Origin of the sequence: Thermotoga petrophila RKU-1 (assembly GCF_000016785.1) — a bacterium.
GTDB lineage: Bacteria > Thermotogota > Thermotogae > Thermotogales > Thermotogaceae > Thermotoga > Thermotoga petrophila.
The window spans coordinates 1,782,894-1,804,152 of the sequence record NC_009486.1; the positions used below are offsets into that span (position 1 = coordinate 1,782,894).

At 44.3% G+C, this 21,259-nt stretch carries 17 protein-coding genes and 1 riboswitch; of the genes, 11 read left to right on the forward strand and 6 right to left on the reverse strand.

Translation table 11 applies throughout. From position 1 onward, the window contains the following. Positions 1-93: 93 nt before the first annotated feature. The gene (locus TPET_RS09060) at positions 94-1,392 is read right to left on the reverse strand and encodes a DUF438 domain-containing protein (RefSeq protein WP_011944181.1); all 1,299 of its coding nucleotides are present in this window, start codon (positions 1,390-1,392) and stop codon (positions 94-96) included. A 178-nt stretch (positions 1,393-1,570) separates the two neighbouring features. On the opposite strand from TPET_RS09060, the gene TPET_RS09065 reads away from it, so the two are divergent. From TPET_RS09065 to TPET_RS09075, 3 genes are read left to right on the forward strand one after another with little or no spacing between them, the layout of a single operon-like run. Continuing rightward, positions 1,571-5,629 carry an MG2 domain-containing protein gene (locus TPET_RS09065; protein WP_011944182.1) on the forward strand — a complete coding sequence of 1,353 codons (4,059 nt, stop codon included), beginning with the start codon at positions 1,571-1,573 and terminating at the stop codon, positions 5,627-5,629. After that, positions 5,533-6,405, forward strand: a complete 873-nt coding sequence (locus tag TPET_RS09070; protein ID WP_148186856.1) for a GGDEF domain-containing protein — start codon at positions 5,533-5,535, stop codon at positions 6,403-6,405. Before TPET_RS09065 ends, TPET_RS09070 begins: the two co-directional genes overlap by 97 nt. Positions 6,406-6,435: 30 nt before the next feature. Further along, the gene (locus tag TPET_RS09075; RefSeq protein WP_048810906.1) at positions 6,436-7,197 is read left to right on the forward strand and encodes a tyrosine-type recombinase/integrase; all 762 of its coding nucleotides are present in this window, start codon (positions 6,436-6,438) and stop codon (positions 7,195-7,197) included. 175 nt (positions 7,198-7,372) lie between these two features. Here TPET_RS09075 and larE read toward each other — a convergent pair whose 3' ends face one another. The 3 genes from larE to larC are packed head-to-tail and all read right to left on the reverse strand — an operon-like array spanning position 7,373 to position 10,117. Next, complete coding sequence (larE, locus tag TPET_RS09080) at positions 7,373-8,179, reverse strand: ATP-dependent sacrificial sulfur transferase LarE (protein ID WP_011944185.1); 807 nt, start codon at positions 8,177-8,179, stop codon at positions 7,373-7,375. Next, complete coding sequence (gene larB / locus TPET_RS09085) at positions 8,176-8,931, reverse strand: nickel pincer cofactor biosynthesis protein LarB (RefSeq protein WP_011944186.1); 756 nt, start codon at positions 8,929-8,931, stop codon at positions 8,176-8,178. Before larB ends, larE begins: the two co-directional genes overlap by 4 nt. Then, on the reverse strand, positions 8,924-10,117 hold the full coding sequence (gene larC / locus TPET_RS09090) for a nickel pincer cofactor biosynthesis protein LarC (RefSeq protein ID WP_011944187.1): 1,194 nt from the start codon (positions 10,115-10,117) through the stop codon (positions 8,924-8,926). The genes larB and larC overlap by 8 nt, the downstream gene beginning before the upstream one ends. Before the next feature lie 138 nt (positions 10,118-10,255). Here larC and TPET_RS09095 point away from each other — a divergent pair, with 138 nt between their 5' ends. From TPET_RS09095 to TPET_RS09105, 3 genes are all read left to right on the forward strand, one after another. Beyond that, positions 10,256-11,902: a M3 family oligoendopeptidase gene (locus tag TPET_RS09095; protein WP_011944188.1), complete on the forward strand. Its 1,647-nt coding sequence runs from the start codon at positions 10,256-10,258 to the stop codon at positions 11,900-11,902. Positions 11,903-11,923: 21 nt separating this feature from the next. Continuing rightward, positions 11,924-11,987: riboswitch (Fluoride riboswitch) on the forward strand. Positions 11,988-12,027: 40 nt separating this feature from the next. Next, positions 12,028-13,545, forward strand: coding sequence for a MutS-related protein (locus TPET_RS09100; RefSeq protein ID WP_011944189.1), 1,518 nt, complete (start codon positions 12,028-12,030; stop codon positions 13,543-13,545). Continuing rightward, positions 13,542-15,047, forward strand: a complete 1,506-nt coding sequence (locus tag TPET_RS09105) for a MutS-related protein (protein ID WP_011944190.1) — start codon at positions 13,542-13,544, stop codon at positions 15,045-15,047. The genes TPET_RS09100 and TPET_RS09105 overlap by 4 nt, the downstream gene beginning before the upstream one ends. On the opposite strand, the gene TPET_RS09110 is transcribed toward TPET_RS09105, so the two are convergent. Continuing rightward, on the reverse strand, positions 15,033-15,749 hold the full coding sequence (locus TPET_RS09110; protein ID WP_011944191.1) for a TPM domain-containing protein: 717 nt from the start codon (positions 15,747-15,749) through the stop codon (positions 15,033-15,035). The genes TPET_RS09105 and TPET_RS09110 overlap by 15 nt on opposite strands. Continuing rightward, a complete protein-coding gene (locus TPET_RS09115) occupies positions 15,749-16,312 on the reverse strand; it encodes a LemA family protein (RefSeq protein ID WP_012896679.1) in 564 nt (187 codons plus the stop codon). The genes TPET_RS09110 and TPET_RS09115 overlap by 1 nt, the downstream gene beginning before the upstream one ends. A 237-nt stretch (positions 16,313-16,549) precedes the next feature. Between TPET_RS09115 and rbsK the strand changes: the two genes are divergently transcribed. The 5 genes from rbsK to TPET_RS09140 are packed head-to-tail and all read left to right on the forward strand — an operon-like array spanning position 16,550 to position 21,236. Continuing rightward, positions 16,550-17,443, forward strand: a complete 894-nt coding sequence (gene rbsK, locus TPET_RS09120; protein ID WP_011944193.1) for a ribokinase — start codon at positions 16,550-16,552, stop codon at positions 17,441-17,443. Continuing rightward, positions 17,440-18,453 (forward strand): LacI family DNA-binding transcriptional regulator, encoded by a 1,014-nt coding sequence (locus TPET_RS09125; protein ID WP_011944194.1) that lies wholly within the window; start codon positions 17,440-17,442, stop codon positions 18,451-18,453. Before rbsK ends, TPET_RS09125 begins: the two co-directional genes overlap by 4 nt. Beyond that, the gene (gene rbsD / locus TPET_RS09130; RefSeq protein ID WP_011944195.1) at positions 18,431-18,838 is read left to right on the forward strand and encodes a D-ribose pyranase; all 408 of its coding nucleotides are present in this window, start codon (positions 18,431-18,433) and stop codon (positions 18,836-18,838) included. Before TPET_RS09125 ends, rbsD begins: the two co-directional genes overlap by 23 nt. Beyond that, positions 18,835-20,319, forward strand: coding sequence for a sugar ABC transporter ATP-binding protein (locus TPET_RS09135; protein WP_011944196.1), 1,485 nt, complete (start codon positions 18,835-18,837; stop codon positions 20,317-20,319). The genes rbsD and TPET_RS09135 overlap by 4 nt, the downstream gene beginning before the upstream one ends. Further along, complete coding sequence (locus TPET_RS09140) at positions 20,316-21,236, forward strand: ABC transporter permease (protein ID WP_011944197.1); 921 nt, start codon at positions 20,316-20,318, stop codon at positions 21,234-21,236. Before TPET_RS09135 ends, TPET_RS09140 begins: the two co-directional genes overlap by 4 nt. The last annotated feature ends 23 nt before the right edge of the window (positions 21,237-21,259 follow it).

Here is a 21,259-nt window from a genome sequence, read left to right on the forward strand (position 1 = left end):
GTTTCCTAATTCGATTTTACCTCAATTTAATATATGGAAAACAATAAAACAGACCCTCCAGAGGGAGGGCCTGGAAACGTCAGAATTTTCACCTTATTTCCAGTCCAGGAGCCTTTTTTCTCCCTCGAGTTTTTTTATGTCGGTGATGTCCTGAACTACTTCGAGTGTGCCCATGTAGTTTCCGTCCTCGTCCAGAACCGGGAAGTATCTTATGTGGATTTTTCTTTCTCCCATGTTGATCCAGAACTCTGCAGGGTTTTTTCTTCCTTCTTTGAAGGCTTTTAGAATCTTGTTCACGATATGAACGCTCCTTGGTGGGTGACAGAACTGCACCGGTCTTCCGAGGACAGTGGGTGCCCTGTGGAATATTCTGTGGCCTCCTGAGAAGAACCGAACTCTGTCATGTTTGTCCACAAAGGTGACATCGATTGGCAGTGTCTTGAAAATTGCGTTCAACTCCTCCATGGAAAGGTATCCGCTTTCCAGTTTCAGATCATTTTCTCGAACAAGTGAATACTCAGTGTCAGGTCTGAGTGCTCCTACAACCCTTTTGATCTCTTCTGGGAGCTTTTCGTACGTTTCGGGAGGAACGGTTGGATCTATCTGGTGTGGGAGGAGCGGTTCTGCAGAAGTTTCCCATTCTTCCACCACTTCCACCTTGTAGTATCCTATGTCCTTTTCAAACATCTTTATGGCCTTCCATTCACCTTCGGAGAGAAGAACCTTCAGAGTCGGATAGAGAATATTGTTTTCTCTGAAGACCATATCTGAGAGCATCCTTGAGAGTTCGAGGGCTTCTTTTTTCAGTCGTTCATCGTCCTCTTCTTTTTTCAGGAGGTTGACCAGGAGTTTTATTTTCAATCTCACCTCATCGTGCTTTGACCAAAGAACGGTGGGAACTGCGGTGATTCCCCTTCTTTCGATGTATGGGAATATAAGCATCTCTTCTCTTGTGTAGTGCGTGTATCCTATTCTGGAAAGTTCAGACACGTGCTGGACGAGTTTTTCGTAGAAGTTTCTTCTTCGGGGATCTTCATTCTGGAGGGAAAACGTGCTAGAAGCCAGCAAACCCAGAGCCTCTGCGTCTTTGAGTATCTGTTTGTTCTCCTCATAAAGAGTCCTCAGAGGGTGACCCTCTGGGAGGTTTTCTATTTCTCTGCCAGCCTCTGAAACGGCTCCTCTGAAGAACTCAACATGAAGATCGCACATCTTGATGATGTCTTTCACATCGATTTCACCTTCTCTGAGAAGTTCCTGTTCTATAACGGGAATTTCAAAAGGTGACAACCTGGAAAGCAACTCACCAAACTGTTTCTTCAAAGATTCTATATCCTCTCCTTTGTGAAGCCTTTTGAGTATGTCCTTGAAGATTTCCACCTTTTCTTTCTCCATACCACTCACTCCCCTCAACTATAGTTAGGTCATCCTTATTAGATTATAGCATGGGATGATTTTCAGATCTTACTGCCGAACCAACTGAAGCGGATCGCTGTATTACACTTTTCAAAAAAATTGATTTATGTTTAGTGATATAATAACACAAACGACAGAGTAAACTGGGGGTGGGGGTATGAGAAGTTTGTTTTTTTCTTTCATGGTCTTTATGGCTGCTTTTCTCTTTGGAGGATATGCGTATTTTTCCGGAGATCCTATACTGCGAGTTGGTGAAGGAATTTCTTTCGTCGTTTCGGACATGGAAAATGTTGTCTTGAATGTGTGGAAAGTGGAAGACGAAGAGACATTCTTGAAAGCCGTCCTCACCGAAGAAAATTTCGATTTCTGGTGGCAGGAGAACAATCCCCTTGTTTACAGAAAAACATTCTCTTCAAGGAACGAGTGGAAAGAATTCTCCGTTCCTTTGAAAGAAAAGGGCTTTTATTTTGCCACTTTGACAACCCCGTTGGCAGGAACGTCTGTGATAACAAGAGAACTCGACAGGGGATTGTTCATCGTTACCGATCTTGAGGTGATTTACTTTTCCGATGGAAGCAGGACCATGCTCCATGTTTTTGATATCGACGATGGTTTCGCGGAAAAAGCAGAAGTGTTCTTGTACAGAGATTCAATATTAGTTGGCAGACTTTTCACCGATGAATATGGAACCGTCGAAGTCAACGATCGTTTCGATACGGTTTATGTCAGGTATAAAGACTCTCGCTTCATTGGTAATGTGTATTCCCCTAGAAGATTTGTTGAAGATGAGAAACTCTTTCTCATCACGGACCGACCCATTTATAAACCGTCCGATACTGTTTACTTCAGAGGACAACTTTTCAAGGTTGATGGGAACGTGTACAGGGCTTTTGAAAGCACAGGAGTAACCGTGACTGTTTTCGACACGAAGGAAAACGAGATCTACAGGTCAACTTTTGAAACCAGTGCACTCGGAGGCTTCAGCGGAGATTTGAAATTACCAGACACGGCTCCAGTTGGTCTTTACAGGATAAAGATCGAGCATGGTGAGAACACGTTCTGGGAGAATTTCCTGGTTGAGGAGTACAGAAAGCCAGAATACAGAGTAAACATCGAAACCGACAGGGAAACGTACATATCTGGAGAAGTTATAAACTATCGGATCAGGGTAAAGTATTTCAACGATCAGCCGGTCGAAAAAGCAGAGGTTGCCTATTACGTTCATGCGTTTCCGGAAGACGAAAATGGTTATCTGGTCTACAGAGGAACAGGCTTTACGAACGAAAAGGGAGTTCTGGAGTTTGGCGTGAAGACCCAGGAAGGTTTTCAGGGAGTCTACGCTCTGGAGGTCATCGTGGTAGATGTGAGTCAGAGACAGATCGAAGAAAAAAAGACGGTAAAGGTATACGCTGATGACGTTTTAATCTCTCCACAGGACAGGTTCGTTTACACATCTCCTGGAAATCAGGTGAGGATGACTGTGAAGGTAACGGATCTGTCAGGAAACCCTCTGGAAGGTGTTCTCTACGTCCTGCACGATGATTCAACGAGCACAGCGGTTGTGGAAAACGGTGAAGCAACTTTCACGTTCGTTCCATATGAAGTCAGAGACTATAAACTGGAACTGTCCTTCAAGAAGGCAAAGACACATGTTTACGTGTATGCCTACCATGGTGCAAGAACGAGCAATGAGTTTGTGATCGTCGCAGAAAGCGACACGGTGAAACCTGGTGATAGAATACCGGTTCGTCTCCTTGCCCCTGGTAATGTGAAGGGTGTTCTGGGAATTACTTCGAAGAGGATCTACAAAACGATTCCCGTTATCTTCACAGGTTCCACCGAATTTCTCGTTGAAATCCCTGAAAATATCCTGGAAAAGAACATTTTCTTTGTTTTTACTGGATTCGACGAAAAAGGCGAAATCTATCTGACGAAAAAACTGGATGTTTCTTTGAATACCAATTTCACCGACATGGAGATAAAGTTCGACAAAGACCAGTACGAACCAGGAGAAATCGCACAGATCACCATAAAATCCAGTGTGGATGAGATCTGCATCTCGGTGGTCGATGAGGCGATATACGATCTTGTGGGGACAGAGCCACCTGTTCTCGAAGAATTTCTGTATCCTTCCATGAATTATCCACTGGTGAGAGGAAACTTCGCGTCCGGATGGATACTTTACGTTTCGAGGAATTCGATCCGAAACAAACTTGCTTCGTTGCCCGAAGAGAAAACCTTTGCCGATTTCAAACAGAATGCTTTCCCCAGTAGGGTGAATGTCAGAGAATACTTTCCTGACACAGTCCTGTGGATACCTGATGTGAAACTCCACGACGGTACGGCGAGGATAAGTTTCAAGGTGCCAGACAGCATAACCTCGTTCAGAGCAACTGCCTATGGTTTTTCAAAGGACAGATTTTCTCAAGGAGAAGAAACCATCGTTGTTTCTAAGGATTTCTACATAACACCACATCTTCCCTCCTTCCTGAGGGAAGGAGACATCATGAGACTATCTGCAACTGTTTTCAACAGAACGGGGAAGGAGCTTTTCGTCGAGATCAGAATAGAGCTGCCTGATAACATAAAACTCGTTGAAGGAAACTCGTCGAGACATTTCTTGATGGAGGCGAACTCATCTCACACTGAGACCTGGACCGTGAAGGCGATTTCTCCTTCCGAGGAAAGTTTCGTGCAATTCTTTGCAAGCGGAGGCGATCTGAGTGATGCGATTTCACTGAAAGTTCCTGTCAGAAGGTTCGCTTTTGAGAGGGAATTTTATAGGATTATGTTCATAGACGGAGAAGAAACAGTGACGCTTCCAGAAGGGCCGTTTGTTTTCTCGAAGATAAGGTTTTTGAGCGGCATAACACCACTCATCGAGGATAGTTTGAGGGAACTCATAGGATTTCCGTACGGATGTGTTGAGCAGACCATGAGTCGGTTCTTCCCTGCGGTGGTTGCGGCCAACCTGGGGTTGAAGGTGGAAGATCTGGATGAAATCATACGAAAAGGATTGTTCAGAATATATTACTATCAGCATGCTGACGGTGGATGGGGATGGTTTGTTACAGACAAAACCAACAATTTCATGACATGCTATGTTATGGAAGGGTTGTATTTCACAATGAAAGCAGGTTATAATGTGGCAGAAAGTGTTTTGGAGAGAGGAATAGAGTACCTCAAAGCCCATCCATCGGCTTACGGTTCCTACGTTTTGGATCTGTACGACATCGAGCACGAACCGTTCGAACCCCAGACCCCCGCAGATCTGGTTTTCCTGAGTATGGAGTCAAAAGAAGCGTTGACGAAGGTGCTGAAGTACGTAGTCCAGGACGATCAAAAGGCCTATCTGAAGGTGACTTCTGAAGACCCCCTCATCAGTGAGATACAACTCAACAGTGTCCTGCTCAAAGCCCTTGTGAAATGGAAAGAGTTCCCTGAACTCCAGAAAAAACTGGTTAACTACCTTCTTTTGAAGAAAGAGGGATACTTCTGGACTTCCACGAAGGACACCTCTTTTGCGATCCTTGCACTCCTTGAAGCGATGCCAGTGTACGAATCTACCTCTTTGAGGGTTTTAAACTCTGGAAAAGAGTTCGTACTGAGATCAGGAGAGGAGAGCCAACTTGTCCCTGGACCTCTGATTGTCTCGGGCAATGGTGTGGTGGAGGTGCACGTTGTACATCCAGTTGTACCGAAAGAGTCTGTGAGTGAGGGCATGGAGATAAAAAGAAAGTTTTACAAGAGGTATGAGCTTTTCATAGAAGAGATAAGAAGCCTCGTGGATGCCTTCGTGCCGCTTGGAAGAGGCTATGTACCGCATTCGATACACAGGGTTGAGGAAGAAAAGGACGATGAACTCTTCATCTTACCTTATGAACTCCGGAATGAAACTGTCGAGTATGGAGGAATCACCATGAAAGTGAATGGTAACAGAGTCGAGATAAAAGGAGAGACGTACTCGTTTTCCAGGATAAAGACACAAAACGGTTTGATTCTCATAGTTCTTGGAAATGAAGCTCTCGTCTATGATCCGGGAAAAAACACAGTCACAAGGTATCTGGAGGTTCTGGACGGAGATTTCGTTGGAGACAGGGGGGAGACAGATTCTACTATGTGGCTGCAGAAGGGTACGACCTGGAAAAATTATCGGATGTGTCTTTTTCGGAAGAAGAAATCAGAGAATGGACAAAAGGAGAATGTTGTTCCATAAGAAAGATCGCCGCCCTCATCGATAGAGAACTTCTAGACCAGGATCGATACAGAAAACTCGTTGAACATGCAAGGTTTGAAGAAATCAGATCTAACCTGTGCTTTGTTATCGATTTCAAAGGCAAACCCATGGTTCTTTTCAATCTGGACAACTTCGAAAGCGAAGATGCATTCAACGAAGTCTCCCTTGAATTGGTAAGGCTGTTTGCAACATACACAAAAATCCTCTTTGAGCGATTGAAAGTCGAAGAAGAGCTGGCAGAGAAAACTCGGCTTTTAGAGGTCTTTTCTTACTACGATCCCCTCACAGGTCTTCCCAACAGACGGCTGATGGAAGAGTTGAGCAAAAAGTTGTTAGCTCTTGCAAAAAGGGAAGGAAAGGAGATTGCTGTGGTTTTCCTGGATCTTTCGGGATTTAAAAAGATAAACGACACGTTCGGACATGAAGCGGGTGATCAGATTTTGAAGGAGGTTAGCACCAGACTGAAAAGAGTCTTGAGAGAAAATGATGTTATTGCAAGGTTTGGAGGAGATGAATTCGTGTTCATCATATACGACTGTGGGAAAGATTGTATAGAGACTGTTTTGAGAAGAATCTTGAACTCTCTGGAAAAACCACTCGACATAGAAGGACAGAAAGTGCAGATCTCTGGAAACTTCGGAGTGGCTTTCTACCCGAAAGATGGAGAAGAGTTCAACAATCTTCTCAGGAAGGCAGATTTTGCCATGTACCTGGCAAAAAGAAATAAGGAACATGTCAGATTCTACGAAGAGTAATGTCACGACACAATCTGGAAGGTGATTTCCGTGGAGGAGTACCTGGAATATCTCAGGGTAGTGAAGAAAAGAAGCGAAAGAACACTGTACCAGTATCGCTCCATTTTGAAGGAATTCGCCGAGTACGAACCCGTCACCCTTGATTCCTGGAGGGAATATCTACACAGAATATCAAGCAACGCTCCCACCACCCAGCGTAACAAACTCGTTGTGGTGAAAAACTACCTGAACTGGAAAGCAGACAGAGGAATTCTGAACGTGAAGGATCGCTTCTGGAACGAAGCCGAACCCCCTCGCTACGCGGTACTGCCGAAAGCCGTGGAACTCGAGGAAATCAAGCGCATCATCGAAGCATGTGATCATCGAATGTATAAGGCGATCTTCAAAGTGCTCGCCAACACGGGAATGAGGGTCTCAGAACTTGTGGGTCTTTCAATACAGGACATCTCACTGAACGATACCGCCAGAATACGAATAAAAGGAAAAGGCAACAAAGAAAGAATCATCAACGTTTCCAGAGATCTGGTGGAAGAACTCGTGAGATCTGGTTTCTTCGAGAAAAAGCCCTCTGTTCGCTCGATACAGAGGGCCGTCAAACGATACGCCAGAAAGGCTGGAATAAGAAAAAAGGTGACACCACACATTTTCAGACATTCCTTCGCTGTTGCTTTGATAGAGCGAGGAATTCCCCTGAACAAGATACAGGCCCTTCTTGGTCACGCCAACATTTCAACCACTTCCATATATCTAAAAATAGCAAGCGAAGGGGTTGAGGTGCCGAAGATTATTTGATGCAAAATAAGAGTAGCCATACCAAGTAATGTTCTATCGATTTAATATTATGAATAATCAAATTTCGACATACCTACACTTTGTTTCTTGATATCTTCTAAAGCAGATAATAAAATAATACATTTCTATACAATACAGTATCGTAAACTAACATTTCTTGGTTGTTACCGAAAGATTATTTCGAAACATCCTCGATGGTTCTGTTCAATTTGCCGCTTGTCAGGCCTTCCAGATCCAGCGTCACAAAGGAAAAACCTATTTTTCGAAGGTTTGAGACGATTTTCTCTCTTTTCTCCATGAAGACCTTCATATTCTCCTTCTTTACTTCTATCACTGCTAATCTGTACGGGAAAAATCTCACCCTCACTTCCTCAAAACCAAGATCTCTGAGAAAATTCTCTGCCGCCTCCACCATTCTGACCTTCTCCATGTCCAGGCCAAAACCGTATGGAAACCTGGAGCACAGGCAAGCCATGGCAGGCTTGTTCCAGGTTGGAAGGCTCAGTTTTCTGGAAAAATCCCTGATTTCCTCCTTTGTCACTTCGAACTCTATAAAGGGATGCCAGATCCCATCTTCCGTGGAAGCCTTCACGCCCGGTCTGTAATCTTGAAGGTCAGAGAAGTTCAACCCATCTGCTATCACTTCGAATCCATGTTCTTTTGCCCAGTTTTTCACAACACTGTCTCTCAGTTTTCTGCACAGATAACATCTGTCTGGAGGATTTTCTATGAGATGTCTACTTTTGAGTTCGTTCAACTCGATGAATTCATGTCTTATTCCGATGAGCCCTGCCAGTCTTTTTGCCTTTTCTATCTCCTTCCTTGGGATGACAGGAGAGTCTATTGTGAGTGCTACACTGTTTTCACCCAGTGCTTCGTGAGTGAGTTTTGCAAGGAGTGTGCTGTCCACTCCTCCCGAGAACATCACCACGACTTTCTTTTTTTCTTTCAAAGCTTCCAGGATCTTTCTGATCTTGCTCATCTTTCTGCACTCCCGATTCTTCTCAGAATCCTCACGGCGGCTGCGGCAGCACCGACGGTGTTTCCTATGTTCACCACAAGAAGGCCTGGAACACACGTCTGAAGCATCGTTGTAAGAGCTCCCGTGCCCTCTCCACCGTGTCCGTAACCGATGGGCGTGGGAACTGCTATCACGGGAAGATCCGTCAGAGATGCTACGAGAGAAGGTAAAATTCCCTCCATTCCAGCGAAAACCATGATGAGATCAGCATCTTTTACCTGTTTCAACGCATAAAAAGACCGGTGTATTCCTGCAACACCTGCGTCATAAACCTTCCTCACTGTGGCACCGAGTTCTTCGAGTATGAGAGAAGTTTCTTCAGCGAAGGGAACATCAGAAGTCCCCGCAGTTATTACGCCCACTGTTCCATCCAGTCTTTCAGGGATATCTTTCTTCTTCACAACCAGAAGCCTGCCTGCTTCTTTTATTTCATACTCTCTGAATCTGTCCTTTACCACCTTTTTCTTTTCCTCGTCCAGATGGGAAACAAAAGCGATTCCCTTCTTCTCCAGGAACTTTTCCACGGCCAGGATTATGTGCTTGGTTGTCTTTCCAGATGCAAAAACGACCTCAGGAAAGCCCTGCCGTCTTTCTCTTTCCAGATCCAGCATCAACTCATCAGTTCTTTCATAGAAAGTCTCCAGAATCTTCTTTTCTGCTTCCTCGAGCGCTATTTCACCCTTTAAAAGGGCATTCAGGATGCTCTCAAACATTTCCTTGAACCTCCGATATCTTCCTGTAGACTGCGTTATAGATCTCTTTGAGTGGCACCTCTTTTTCCTGTGCTATCTTTTTGCAGGCTTCGTACTCTGGAGAGACGTTCACGACTTCAGAATCAAAATATGCCACTTTCACGGGGATCTTTCCGTATTCCGTCTCCACTGATATCACCTTACGTGGTGCTTCCACCTTCTCGAGGTGAAAGACCCTTGCACCTATACTGGTACTTTCTTTGAAGAGAACTTTCAGGATCTGGTCTCTTTTTTCCTCAGAACATAGGACGGAAACTTTCACAGCCGGGCGGTTCTTCTTCATGTATATGGGGGTGTAGAAAACGTCTTTTGCACCCGTTTCGAACAGTTTTTCCATGAGGTATCCAAAAAGTTGAGGATTCATATCATCCACGTTTGTCTCTATGAGGATGTCTCTTTCACTTTTTCCTTCCAGAAAGCCGAGGTATCCTCGAAGAACGTTCGGTATCTCAAGATCCACTGTTCCGGCTCCGTATCCCACCTTTTCTATTCTCAGAATCGGTGTTCCGAACTCGTCGACCAGTTCCTTCAGGATCACGGCTCCCGTTGGTGTGACGAGTTCTGCCCGCACCTTTTGATCCATGTAGATCGGTATGCCCTTCAGAAGTTCGGCGGTTGCCGGGGCTGGGACCGGGTATCTACCGTGTTCTGTCATCACAAAACCGCTTCCTGTGTTGACGGCGCCGCAGAAGACTCTTTCCACACCGAGGAGTTCCAGCCCTACCACGGCTCCTGCAATCTCTATCACCGCGTCCATGGCTCCCACTTCGTGGAAATGAACCTTCTCTTTTGGAAGACCATGGACCTTGCTTTCTGCTTCGGCGAGGGTTTCGAACATCTCTGTTGCTTTTTCCCTCGCAGGATCCTCGAGCCTTTCGAGTATTTTCATTATCTCCGAAAGATGCCTTCCGTGGTGTTCATGATCTATGTGGTCTTCGTGGTGTTCTTTTCCTGGAAAGACAACGTCCACTTTCGTTGCGGTTATTCCCTTTTTGTTGACCTTCCTTATTCTCAATTCAAACTCGACGCCCAATTTTGAAAGGCGTTTTTTGAGCTCCTCAGGATCAACACCCAGATCGACAAGAAGCCCAAGGAACATATCACCGGCAATTCCGGAAAACGGATCGAGGTAGAGAATCTTCTCCATTTCTCTGCTCCCTCCTTTAGAAATGAGTATATACTAATTGCCTTTCCGAACCAAGTAACATCTGAATTAAAACGAAGCACATCGAAGAAATTCGAGTGAGAATACTAATAGAACGCCTGCGAGGGAGGGATGTAGAGGATGCAGTGGAAAGACGTTGAGCCTCTGGTGAACGAACTTCTGAAGTTTCCTATCTCTTCTTCTGAAGACTTCAGAAATTTTGTCAACAGGGTAACGGATTTCTTCGACCAGGTGGAGGAGGAACACGCCTGGCTCTACATCAGAATGACTGTGAACGCAGACAACAAAGAGTACGCAAAAGCCTACGAGGAGTTTATGAAAGAGGTCGTTGCAAAACTCAGACCCTATGAACAGAAGATCAAAGAAAAGATCGTCGAAAACGAACGTTTTGCACCACTTGGATACGAGCACATGATAAAGATCCTCAAGAACGATGTGGAACTGTTCAGGGAAGAGAACATCCCTCTTCAGGTGAAGGAGAGTATACTGGCCAAAAATTACGGAACACTCGTTGGAAGCATCGAGGTGGAATTCAAGGGAGAAAAGAAAACCCTCCAGCAACTCTCCGCCTATCTGAAAGATCCCGACAGGTCCACAAGAGAACTTGCCTGGAGGAAAAGATACGAAGGAATATGGAGAGTGAGAGAAAAACTCAACGAACTCTTCGACGAGCTCAAAAACATAAGACATCAGCAGGCTCTGAACGCCGGCTTCTCCAACTACAGAGACTACATGCACAGGTTGAAGGGAAGATTCGAATACGCACCGGAGGATCTGTTTGAGTTTCACTCTGCTGTGGAGAAAGAAGTGGTTCCGTACCTGATGGAAAGAACAAAACTCAGACAGAAAAAACTCGGTGTTGAGAGTGTAAGGCCGTGGGACACAGCGGTGGATGTGGATGGTAAAGTGTTGAAGCCATTTTCTTCGATAGACGAGTTCGTAGAAAAAACACAGCGGGCCCTGGAAAGAGTGAACCCTCTCTTTGCAGAAAGGTTTCGCCTCATGAAAGAGAAAAGACTCCTTGACCTTGAAAACAGAAAAGGAAAGGCTCCAGGTGGCTACAACCACACACTTCCAAAGACGGGCGCTCCTTTCATCTTCATGAACGCGGTTGGACAGCCAGGGGATGTGAGAACGATCTTTCATGAGCTGGGGCACTCGATGCATTCGTTTGAAACACTGAGCCTCCCTGTGTTTTACAGACCCCACAGAATGGAAGTCGCTGAACTTGCTTCGATGTCAATGGAACTCATCTCCATGGAGTACTGGAATGAGTTCTACGAAGACCAGGAAGATCTCAGGAAGGCAAAGATCGAAGAACTCGAAGGAGCGCTTTACTTTTTGCCGTGGTGCATGACCGTGGACGCCTTCCAGCACTGGATCTACACCAACCCAGATCACACACCAAAAGAAAGGGACGAATACTTTGCTTACCTGATGGACAGGTTCAACCCGGGAGTAGACTGGAACGATCTGGACGAAGAAAAGAAAACGAGGTGGTTCTTTCAGCTTCACATCTTCGAGGTTCCGTTCTATTACATAGAGTATGGAATAGCCCAGATCGGTGCTCTTGCAATTTACAGGAACTATCTGGAAGACTCAGAAAGGGTTCTTAAAAATTACACCGAATTTCTGAGGGTCGGATGCTCTCTTCCAATCGATAAGGCCTATGAAACAGCAGGAATAAAGCTGGACTTTTCCAGAGACTACTTGAGGGAAATAGTGAATTTTGTTGCAGAAGAAATTGAAAAGCTGGAGATGGTATAATAACGTTTGGAAAAAAACAATAACCCAACGGGCGATGAGGCCCGCCCAAACTGCCCTGAAGAGGGCTGATGGCCTCTACTGGCTTGATCAGTAGAGGCCATTTTCTTTTGTGGGAGGGATTGAAAGTGATTCTTCCCAGCGTTCTTTTTGTGGACTCCGTGAGAACCATTCAAGTTTCCCAAGAAACCCTAAGAGACTTGAGACTTGATCGTGTGGTTCGAGAGATCGTTCAGGAACGGAATGATATTTTAGAGTATTACCTCTCACCTGTTCAGGATGAGAAAACCGTAAGGTACCGCCAGGAAGTGATGAAAGATTTGGAAAACAACGAAAAATTGCTGGAAGCCATCAGGAAGTTCGCAAAAGATATGGCATCGTTTCATCGACATATGAAAATGGTAGAGCAACTGGAGTACGAGTACAACAGAAAAGGATGGTTCCTGGAGACAGTCCTGATATATTGCGATGCGGTATCCGAACTGTCACGCGCTATGAACACTGCTAAACTCCAATCCTCTGGACTGAGAAAATTTCGAGAGTACCTGAAAAGCTACGTTCGTTCTTCTTCCTTCGTTTCTCTTAAAGAAGAGGCTCAAAATGTGAAACTGAAGCTCTCAAATGTAAACTACTGTATCATTATAAAACCCGGCATGTTCACGGTGAAACCCTACGAAGGAGAAAAAGAATACTCCCCGGAGATAGAGAAGGTGTTCTCAAGATTCAACCGCGAGAAATGCGCGGACGAGTTTCAATTCGATATTGAAGAGGGACTGGGGATGAGCCATATTGAAGCAAGGATTCTGGAGTTCGTATCGAGATTGTATCCAGAGCCCTTTACAACACTTGACCTTTTTTGCGAAAGAAACGGGCGTTTTACTGATAAAGTTATTCTGAACTTTGAGAGGGAAATACAGTTTTATCTCTCGTACTTGGATTTCATGGAACCTCTGAGAAAAAAGGGATTACCTTTCTGCTATCCTGAGGTGTCTTCTGATAAAAGCGAATACGTGGAAGACGCTTTCGACATAGCACTAGCCAGTGGTTTGCTGGATACCAGGCAGCTTGTTTTCAATGATTTTTATCTTGAAAACTCAGAGAGGGTGATCGTCGTGACAGGACCGAACCAGGGTGGTAAAACAACCTTCGCAAGGATGATTGGTCAACTTCATTATCTTGCCGCCCTGGGACTTCCCATTCCCGCGAGACGAGCGCGTTTGTTTTTACCCGACGCTATCTTCACTCATTTCGAAAGAGAGGAAAGGGTGCAGGATCAAATGAGCAAACTAGAAAACGACATCCTCCGTGTAAAAGACATCCTCGAAAGCACTTCCTCCGAAAGTTTGATCATATTGAATGAGATTTTTTCTTCGGCTGCACTGAGTGATGCTCTGTTTTTGAGCAAAGAAATTATGAAAACTATTTTGGAACGTGATTGCTTGTGTGTATGGGTTACCTTCCTTGATGAACTATCCAGAATGAATGAGAAAATTGTGAGCATGGTCGCAACTGTCTCCCCTCAGGATCCAGCTGTGAGAACTTTCAAAATCATCAGAAAACCGGCTGATGGACGATCGTACGCTGTTTCGCTGGCGGAAAAGTATGGTCTCACATATTGGAAAATAAGGGAGCGTGTTGAACCATGAGAGTACTTTTGATGTACCCAGACAAGGATTTCAATTTGAAAAGAGAGTTGCCTTTCAATGCAGATGATTTGACAAGAGATCTCGGTTTAGATGTGATATTCGATCACATGGCAAAGGGAGATGGTTACCTGTATAGTGTTGTGAGAAATGTCATTCTGAATCCAGAAACCGATCTGGAGACGATAAAGTACCGCCAGGAAATTCTCAAAGATTGTATGAAAAACCAGAACGTCGTAAGGCGGTTGTTTCAGATACCGCTGGAGGTTCAAGAAAACAAGAAGAAAAATTGGTGGGGGGTTTTTGGATGGAAAACTCCTATCAATGTCCTGAACGGCTCCAGAAAAGCTTTAGAAGCCATGCTGGTAGCGCTCAGAGAGCTTAAAAAGTTGGCAGATGAACATCGTCACAATTTTCATTCTCGAGGCTTCACAAGGTTTTTCGAGATGATAAGGACGGAACTGGATGAAGCCTACTTACAAACTGTGGAGAAGCATCTCATTAATTTGAGATTTTCAAACGGTATGTTGTTCAAAGTAAAACTCGGAAAAGGTAACGAAGGAAAAGATTACACCCTCTGCCAGCCTGACTCTTCAAGAAGCATCCTGAAAAGACTACTCAGTGTGAGACGAATGTATTCTTATAAATTACATCCAAGAGATGAAAGTGGAGCACGAGCACTGGAGAAGTTGACCAATTTGGGACTTCGCAGGGTAGCAGCCACAGTTTACTACGCGGCAGAGCATGTAGAAAAATTTTTGAACAAAATTCGAGAAGAACTGGCTTTCTATATTGGTTGTCTCAACTTGCTGGAAGATGTAGAAAAATCGAAGATAAGTTTTCCCGATCCCAAACCAATTGATGAGGACGATGTAACCGCCTTCAGAGGGCTTTACGATCTTAGTTTGCTTCTAATAAAGAGAAATAGAGTGATAAGTAACGATCTGAACACGCGTGGTAAAAGAGTTTTTTTCATCATGGGAGCGAATCGCGGTGGGAAGACCACTTTCCTGAGAAGTATAGGGCAAGCTCAGCTGATGATGCAAGCTGGTATGTTCGTTCCGGCGTCGTACTTTGAATCGAACGTTTGCAAAGGAATTTTTACGCACTTTAAAAGAGAGGAAGATCCAAGCTTGAAGAGAGGAAAATTTGAAGAAGAACTTGTCAGAATGAATGAGATAGTCCTTCATCTGCATAGAAGGTCTATGGTGCTATTCAACGAGTCCTTCTCATCTACGAATGAAATGGAGGGTTCCGAAGTGGCCTACCAGATTGTTCGAGCTCTACTGGACAGCCGTGTTAAAGTTTTTTACGTAACACACGTGTACGAACTGGCCCGCCGTTTTACAGGAGATGAAAGAGTGATGTTTCTACAAGCAGAAAGGAAACCTACCGGTGAAAGAACCTTCAAGATCAAAGAAGGCCTGCCTTCGCAGACAAGTCATGCGAAGGATATATACCTCAAAGTGTTCAGATCATCAACTTCAACTTCACCATCCTCTTGATGCACCACCACCTCCGGAGGATCCTCCTCCAAATCCCCCGGATCCACCTGATCCACCCCTGGGGCCACCGAACCCACCTGGGAACCTGGGCCCCCTGTACCAGTATCCTCCTCTTCCCATGATGGAAGAGAAGATGATGAACGCGATGACAATGATAATGATGGAAAGGCCGCTGATGTCCGTTCCTCTTTCGGGAAGATCGGAGGTTCCTGTGATCTCCACTCCGTACTCTCTGGCCACCTCCTTGGCGATCGCCAGATAGCCGTAGTAAATGCCTTTGTCGTACTCTCCCTCTTTGAAATAAGGAATCACGTATTCATCGAGAATTCTTCCTGCCTTTCCATCTGGTATGGCGCCTTCCAGACCATAACCCACTTCTATCCTCACTTTTCGGTCGCTCATGGCGACAAGAAGAAGGACTCCGTTGTTCTTTTCTTTCTGGCCTATTCCCCATTCCCTGAAAAGCCGGTTCGCGTATTCTTCCACCGTGAGACCAGAAAGAGAAGGAACCACCACCACAACAACCTGAGCCGTCGTTTTTTTCTCCAGTTCTTTTCCAACGGCAACGATCTTTTCCACCGTCTCTGAATCTAGCACACCCACATAGTCGTTCACATACTTGTACGGAGTGGGGGCTGGAAACTCAACGGAAAACAAAAGAACAAATAAAGCAGTGAGGATCAAAAAAAGGATTCTTCTCATCAGAACTTCACCTCTGGCACCTGCTCTGCTCCGGCTTTTGCTTCAAAGTACTGTTTCTCTTCGAATCCGAACATCCTTGCAAAGATCACACCGGGGAACCTCTTTATAGCGGTGTTGTACCTTTTCACTGCTTCGTTGTAGTCTCTTCGAGCGACTGCGATCCTGTTTTCCGTTCCGGCGAGTTCATCCATGAGCTGGCGAAAGTTCGCGTCAGCCTTGAGATTGGGATAGTTTTCCGCTATGGCAAGAAGTCTTGAGAGGGCTGAAGAAAGCTCTGCATCAGCCTGGGCGCTCTCCTGTGGTGTTCTTGCACCTATCAGTTTCGCTCTTGCATTCGCTATCTCTTCGAGAATCTCTTTCTCGTGTGCAGCATATCCCTTCACCGTTTCCACGAGGTTGGGTATGAGATCTGCTCTCCTTTGAAGCTGGTTCTGAATCTGGCTGTACTTTTCCTTCACTTCCTGTTCCAGCGAAACAAGGTAGTTGTAGTATCCTATCGTGGTGCCGATGATGATGACCACTACGATCAGAACGATTATCAGAACGATGAGGCCTTTTTTCACAGAAATCCCTCCTTCCACTTTTAACATGTTATCATGGAATTTTATGTTGTTGGAATTTCTCATTCGTAGATAATGTGGAAAAAATCTGTTTTCTGACGATTAACGGAAATTATCAGCGTTTATTGTGATTTTTCTTCGTTTTTCTCATGTTGACGTTTTGCTTCTATTTGTGTTACCATTCTTGTGAAAACGATTTCGAAAACGTTTTCAAAGTTCCATACAAGGAGGAAACCACTAGTGATATCAGTTGTTGGAAGTTCAAACATAGACATCGTCCTCAAGGTTGATCACTTCACCAAACCGGGAGAAACTCAAAAGGCACTCGAGATGAACATTTTTCCCGGCGGAAAAGGAGCAAATCAGGCTGTAACCGTTGCAAAAATAGGAGAAAGAGGCTGTTATTTTTTGACATGTTTGGGAAACGACGATTATGCAAGAATTCTCTCGGATAATTTTGAAAGGCATGGAATAAAAGGGTGCCTCCAAGTAAATGCCCCTACCGGAAGAGCCTTCATAGAGGTGGACAGGAACGGTCAGAACAGAATCATCATCTTTTCTGGTGCGAATGCCGAATTGAAGAAAGAGATGATCGATTGGAAAGCACTCTCTGAGAGTGAGATTCTTCTCCTTCAGAACGAGATCTCGTTTGAAACCACTCTGGAGTGTGCAAAGAGGTTCAACGGTATCGTAATTTTTGATCCTGCACCTGTACAGGGAATAAGCAAGGAAATCTTCCAGCATGTGAATTATCTTACGCCGAACGAGGAGGAGATCGAAGCTCTTTCGAGGGAAGTTTTCGGTGAGTTTTTGTCCATCGAAAAAGCCGCTGAAAGGTTTTTGGAACTTGGTGTCGAGAACGTGATAGTGAAACTCGGCAGCAAAGGAGCACTTGTTGTGAACAAACATAAGAAAAAGCATTTTCCGGCTTTCAAGGTAAAAGCCGTGGATACAACAGCAGCAGGGGATGTTTTCAACGGAGCCTTCGCTGTTGGGCTGGCAGAGGGCAGAAGTCTTGAAGATGCTGTGATCTTCGGAATGGCGGCAGCGGCTATATCCGTAACAAGGCTCGGGGCTCAAAGTTCTATACCCTCACGGCAGGAAGTGGAAGAGTTTTTGAAGGTGAAATTATGAAAAAAGTGACCATAAAAGATATAGCACGTGAGGCAGGTGTCTCGCCTTCCACGGTTTCAAGAGTGATAAACAAAAGTGCACCGGTGAGAAAAGAACTTGAGGAAAAGGTACTTGAGGTTATCAGGAAAATGGGATACACACCAAATCTGGTGGCACGAAGTTTGAGAAAGGGATACACCGATACAGTAGGATTCATTGTACCTGACATAACAAACCCATTTTTTTCGCTCATTATTAAAGGAGCTGAGGATTTCTTTAAAAAGAAAAAGATCTCTTTGGTAGTGTGTAGTTCAAACCATGATGTTAAAGAAGAAGAAAAGTTAATTGAGATGCTGGTTTCAAAGAAAATGGATGGACTGCTGCTGGTTGGGGCAGGAAGTAGCAACCGAGTATTGAACAGCATCTTAAACAAGGTGAAAGTGGTTTTTGTGGATAGGGTATACGAAGGGTACGATGCACCGTATGTGGTTAGCGACAATTACAACGGTATGAAAAAACTTGTGTGGTATCTGGTGAAGACAGGACATAGATCGTTTGCTTTTTTAAATGGCGAAGAAGGAACGTACAGTGCTACGGAAAGGTTAAGAGGATTCGTGGATGCCCTCAAAGAAGCTGGGATAAAGGACTATGTGGTGTTCTTTGGACAATTCACCTACGAAAGTGGTTTTTCACTTGTGAAGAAGCTAGGGAAGATCCCCGATGCTGTCGTCTGTGGAAACGACCTTATGGCGTACGGGGCAATAGATGCCCTGGAGGAAATGGGATACGAGGTTCCCAAGAATGTAAGTGTTACCGGATTCGACGATCTACCGTTCAGCAAGCATTACAAACCATCGCTGACAACAGTTAGACAACCTTTTCATGCGATGGGTTATGAGTCCGCAAAGATACTTCATTGGATGATAAGCGGAAAAAACAAAAAGAATAAAAAGATCGTGCTTGAAACAGAGTTGATCATCAGAGAATCAACCAAAGGAGGTTCAGAGTATGAAACGAGTGGGAATTCTTAACTCCACTATATCCGAGATGGTGGCAAACATGGGACATACTGACATGCTGGCAATCGTTGATATGGGTTTCCCCATACCCGATGGAGCCAAGAAAGTAGATTTAGTAGTCGACAAAGGAAAACCTGGCCTTCTGGAAGTGGTAGAAGTTATTCTAAAGGAATTGGAGGTTGAGAAAATCATCCTGGCTGAGGAGATGAACGAAAAAAATCCTGAGACTCGAGATTTACTGATTAATCTCGTAGGGAAAAACAATAGTAATGTAAAAATAGAATTCGTACCTCATGAGGAGTTCAAAAAAATTTCCAGAACTTCGAAAGGATTTGTAAGAACAGGAGCTGACAGACCGTATTCGAACGTCATTCTTGTGAGTGGGGTGATATTTTGAAATTGCTCGAAATGAAACAAATTACGAAGCGCTTCCCAGGGGTAGTAGCTCTTGACAAAGTGGATTTTGACCTGGAAAGGGGAGAAATTCATGCACTTGTTGGAGAAAACGGTGCCGGTAAGAGTACTCTGATGAAAATACTATCGGGAATTCTCAAACCGGATGAGGGAAAGATCTTCCTGGATGGGAAAGAAGTGACTTTCAATTCTATTCTCGAAGCGCAAAGCCATGGGATATCAATGATTCATCAAGAGTTGAACCTTTGTGAAAATCTTACAGTAGCTGAGAACATTTTTTTGGGATTGGAAGAGAATTGGAACGTTTCGAAAAAAAATCTCGTAAGAAAAGCCGGTGAACTTCTGAAGCAGCTTGAATTTGACATTCAGCCTGATAAAAAGGTAGAAGAATTGAGTGTTTCGGAGAAACAGCTGGTATCCATAGCCAAAGCCCTTTCTAGGAAAGTAAAAATTCTGATAATGGACGAACCAACCGCAACCATTACCGAACACGAGGTGAAAAGACTTTTCGAAATAATGCGTGATTTGAAGAATCGTGGAATCTCCATAATATTCATCTCACATCGTCTCGACGAAATATTTGAAATAGCAGACAGAGTTACTGTTTTGAGAGACGGAAAAAAGATAGGAACGGGAAGTTTGAGGGACTACGATCGCGACACCATCATACAAATGATGATAGGAAGGAAAATATCGGAAATGTATCCCAAATTTAACAAGTGTACAGAAGAAGTGCTTTTTGAAGTGGAGGAATTTTCTGTGCCAGGTTATGTAGAACCTCTTTCCTTCGAATTAAGAAAGGGAGAAATTTTCGGAATAGCTGGGCTAGTAGGCTGCGGTAAGAGCGAACTTGCTTTGGGACTTTTTGGGGCACTGAAACCACATTTCAAAAGAATGGTGCTTTTTGGAAAAGAAATAAAAAGACTAGATAGTCCTTTAGATGCTTTAGAAAATGGTATCATTATGGTTCCGGAAGATAGAAAAACCCTGGGACTCGTTCTCGAACTGAGTGTAATGAAAAACATTATCCTTCCAAATACAGATATTGTTTCGCGGTTCATAAAGATAGACTGGAAACAATCGGCTAGAATCGCTGAGCGCTTCGTAAGACAACTGAATATTAAGACTCCCTCCATCAAACAGCTGGTTAAAAATCTGTCAGGTGGTAATCAACAAAAGGTAGTGATAGCGAAATATTTGGTGAAGAAGCCACGACTCGCCGTGTTCGTGGAACCAACCCGCGGTATCGATGTGGGATCTAAGGTAGAAATTTATGAGTTGATGAATCACCTGGCAAACGAGGGGACTGGGATTATCTTCATTTCTTCTGAGTTACCAGAGATAGTTAATCTGTGCGATCGGGTAATGGTCATGCATAGAGGCAGAATGACAGCATTGCTGGAGAAAGATGAAATATCCCAAGAAAACATCATGAAAGCTGCAGTGGGGGTGCAAGTGAAATGAAAAAGATATGGAATCTTATGAGAAGATACCCGGTAGTTGTTGGATTCGTTGCACTGTTGGTCGCTCTGTCGATTCTTTCCGATAGATTTCTAACGATTTCCAATCTGCTCAACGTGTTGAGACAGGTTTCTGTTCAAGCAATCATAGCCTTTGGGATGACAATTGTCATCATTTCTGGTGGAATAGACCTTTCAGTGGGATCTGTTTTTGCTTTCAGTGCTGTTGTACTCGCGTCAATTCTGAAGCAAGGATCCATTTTTCTAGCTATGTTGGCAGGCCTGGGAGTTGGTGCTCTTTTTGGTCTTTTCAATGGCTTTGTGATAGCCAAGGCGAAACTACAACCTTTCATTGTAACGCTCGCAACGATGGCAATTGCCAGAAGCTTTACCCTTCTGTACACAAACGGTATGCCAATAACGGGGTTCAGCGATGCCTTCAGGTTCATTGGACGTGGAGAGATTTTCTCGATCCCTGTTCCTGTTTTCATCATGTTTGGAGTGTTTTTTCTAACTTGGTATCTCCTTTCCCAAACAAAACTTGGTTTGTACGCATATTCAATAGGTGGCAATGAGGAAGCAACAAGGTTAAGTGGCGTCAACGTTGACAATTACAAAATGATTTTTTACATCGTGAGTGGGGTATATTCTGCTATCAGCGCCATGATCTTAACAGCGAGGCTTAACAGCGCTCAACCCATTTTTGGACAAGGATACGAACTTGATGCCATCGCGGCGGTGGTTCTGGGTGGAGCAAGCCTTTCTGGAGGGAAAGGAACAGTATTTGGAACACTCTTTGGAGCTTTGATCATGGGAATCATAAACAACGGTCTCAATTTGCTGAATGTTTCACCATTTTATCAACAAGCAGTAAAAGGAAGTATCATTCTGGCGGCGGTCCTTCTGGAAAGAGAGAAATAAGCACCCAGAAAATCTCAGGGAGG

Coding starts and splice junctions, on each gene's coding strand:
- larC (WP_011944187.1), bottom strand. CDS start 10,117: ATGGAGAAGATTCTCTACCTCGATCCGTTTTCCGGAATTGCCGGTGAT.
- rbsD (WP_011944195.1), top strand. CDS start 18,431: ATGAAACGAGTGGGAATTCTTAACTCCACTATATCCGAGATGGTGGCA.
- larB (WP_011944186.1), bottom strand. CDS start 8,931: ATGTTTGAGAGCATCCTGAATGCCCTTTTAAAGGGTGAAATAGCGCTC.
- TPET_RS09095 (WP_011944188.1), top strand. CDS start 10,256: ATGCAGTGGAAAGACGTTGAGCCTCTGGTGAACGAACTTCTGAAGTTT.
- TPET_RS09105 (WP_011944190.1), top strand. CDS start 13,542: ATGAGAGTACTTTTGATGTACCCAGACAAGGATTTCAATTTGAAAAGA.
- TPET_RS09110 (WP_011944191.1), bottom strand. CDS start 15,749: ATGAGAAGAATCCTTTTTTTGATCCTCACTGCTTTATTTGTTCTTTTG.
- TPET_RS09065 (WP_011944182.1), top strand. CDS start 1,571: ATGAGAAGTTTGTTTTTTTCTTTCATGGTCTTTATGGCTGCTTTTCTC.
- TPET_RS09060 (WP_011944181.1), bottom strand. CDS start 1,392: ATGGAGAAAGAAAAGGTGGAAATCTTCAAGGACATACTCAAAAGGCTT.
- TPET_RS09140 (WP_011944197.1), top strand. CDS start 20,316: ATGAAAAAGATATGGAATCTTATGAGAAGATACCCGGTAGTTGTTGGA.
- larE (WP_011944185.1), bottom strand. CDS start 8,179: ATGAGCAAGATCAGAAAGATCCTGGAAGCTTTGAAAGAAAAAAAGAAA.
- TPET_RS09125 (WP_011944194.1), top strand. CDS start 17,440: ATGAAAAAAGTGACCATAAAAGATATAGCACGTGAGGCAGGTGTCTCG.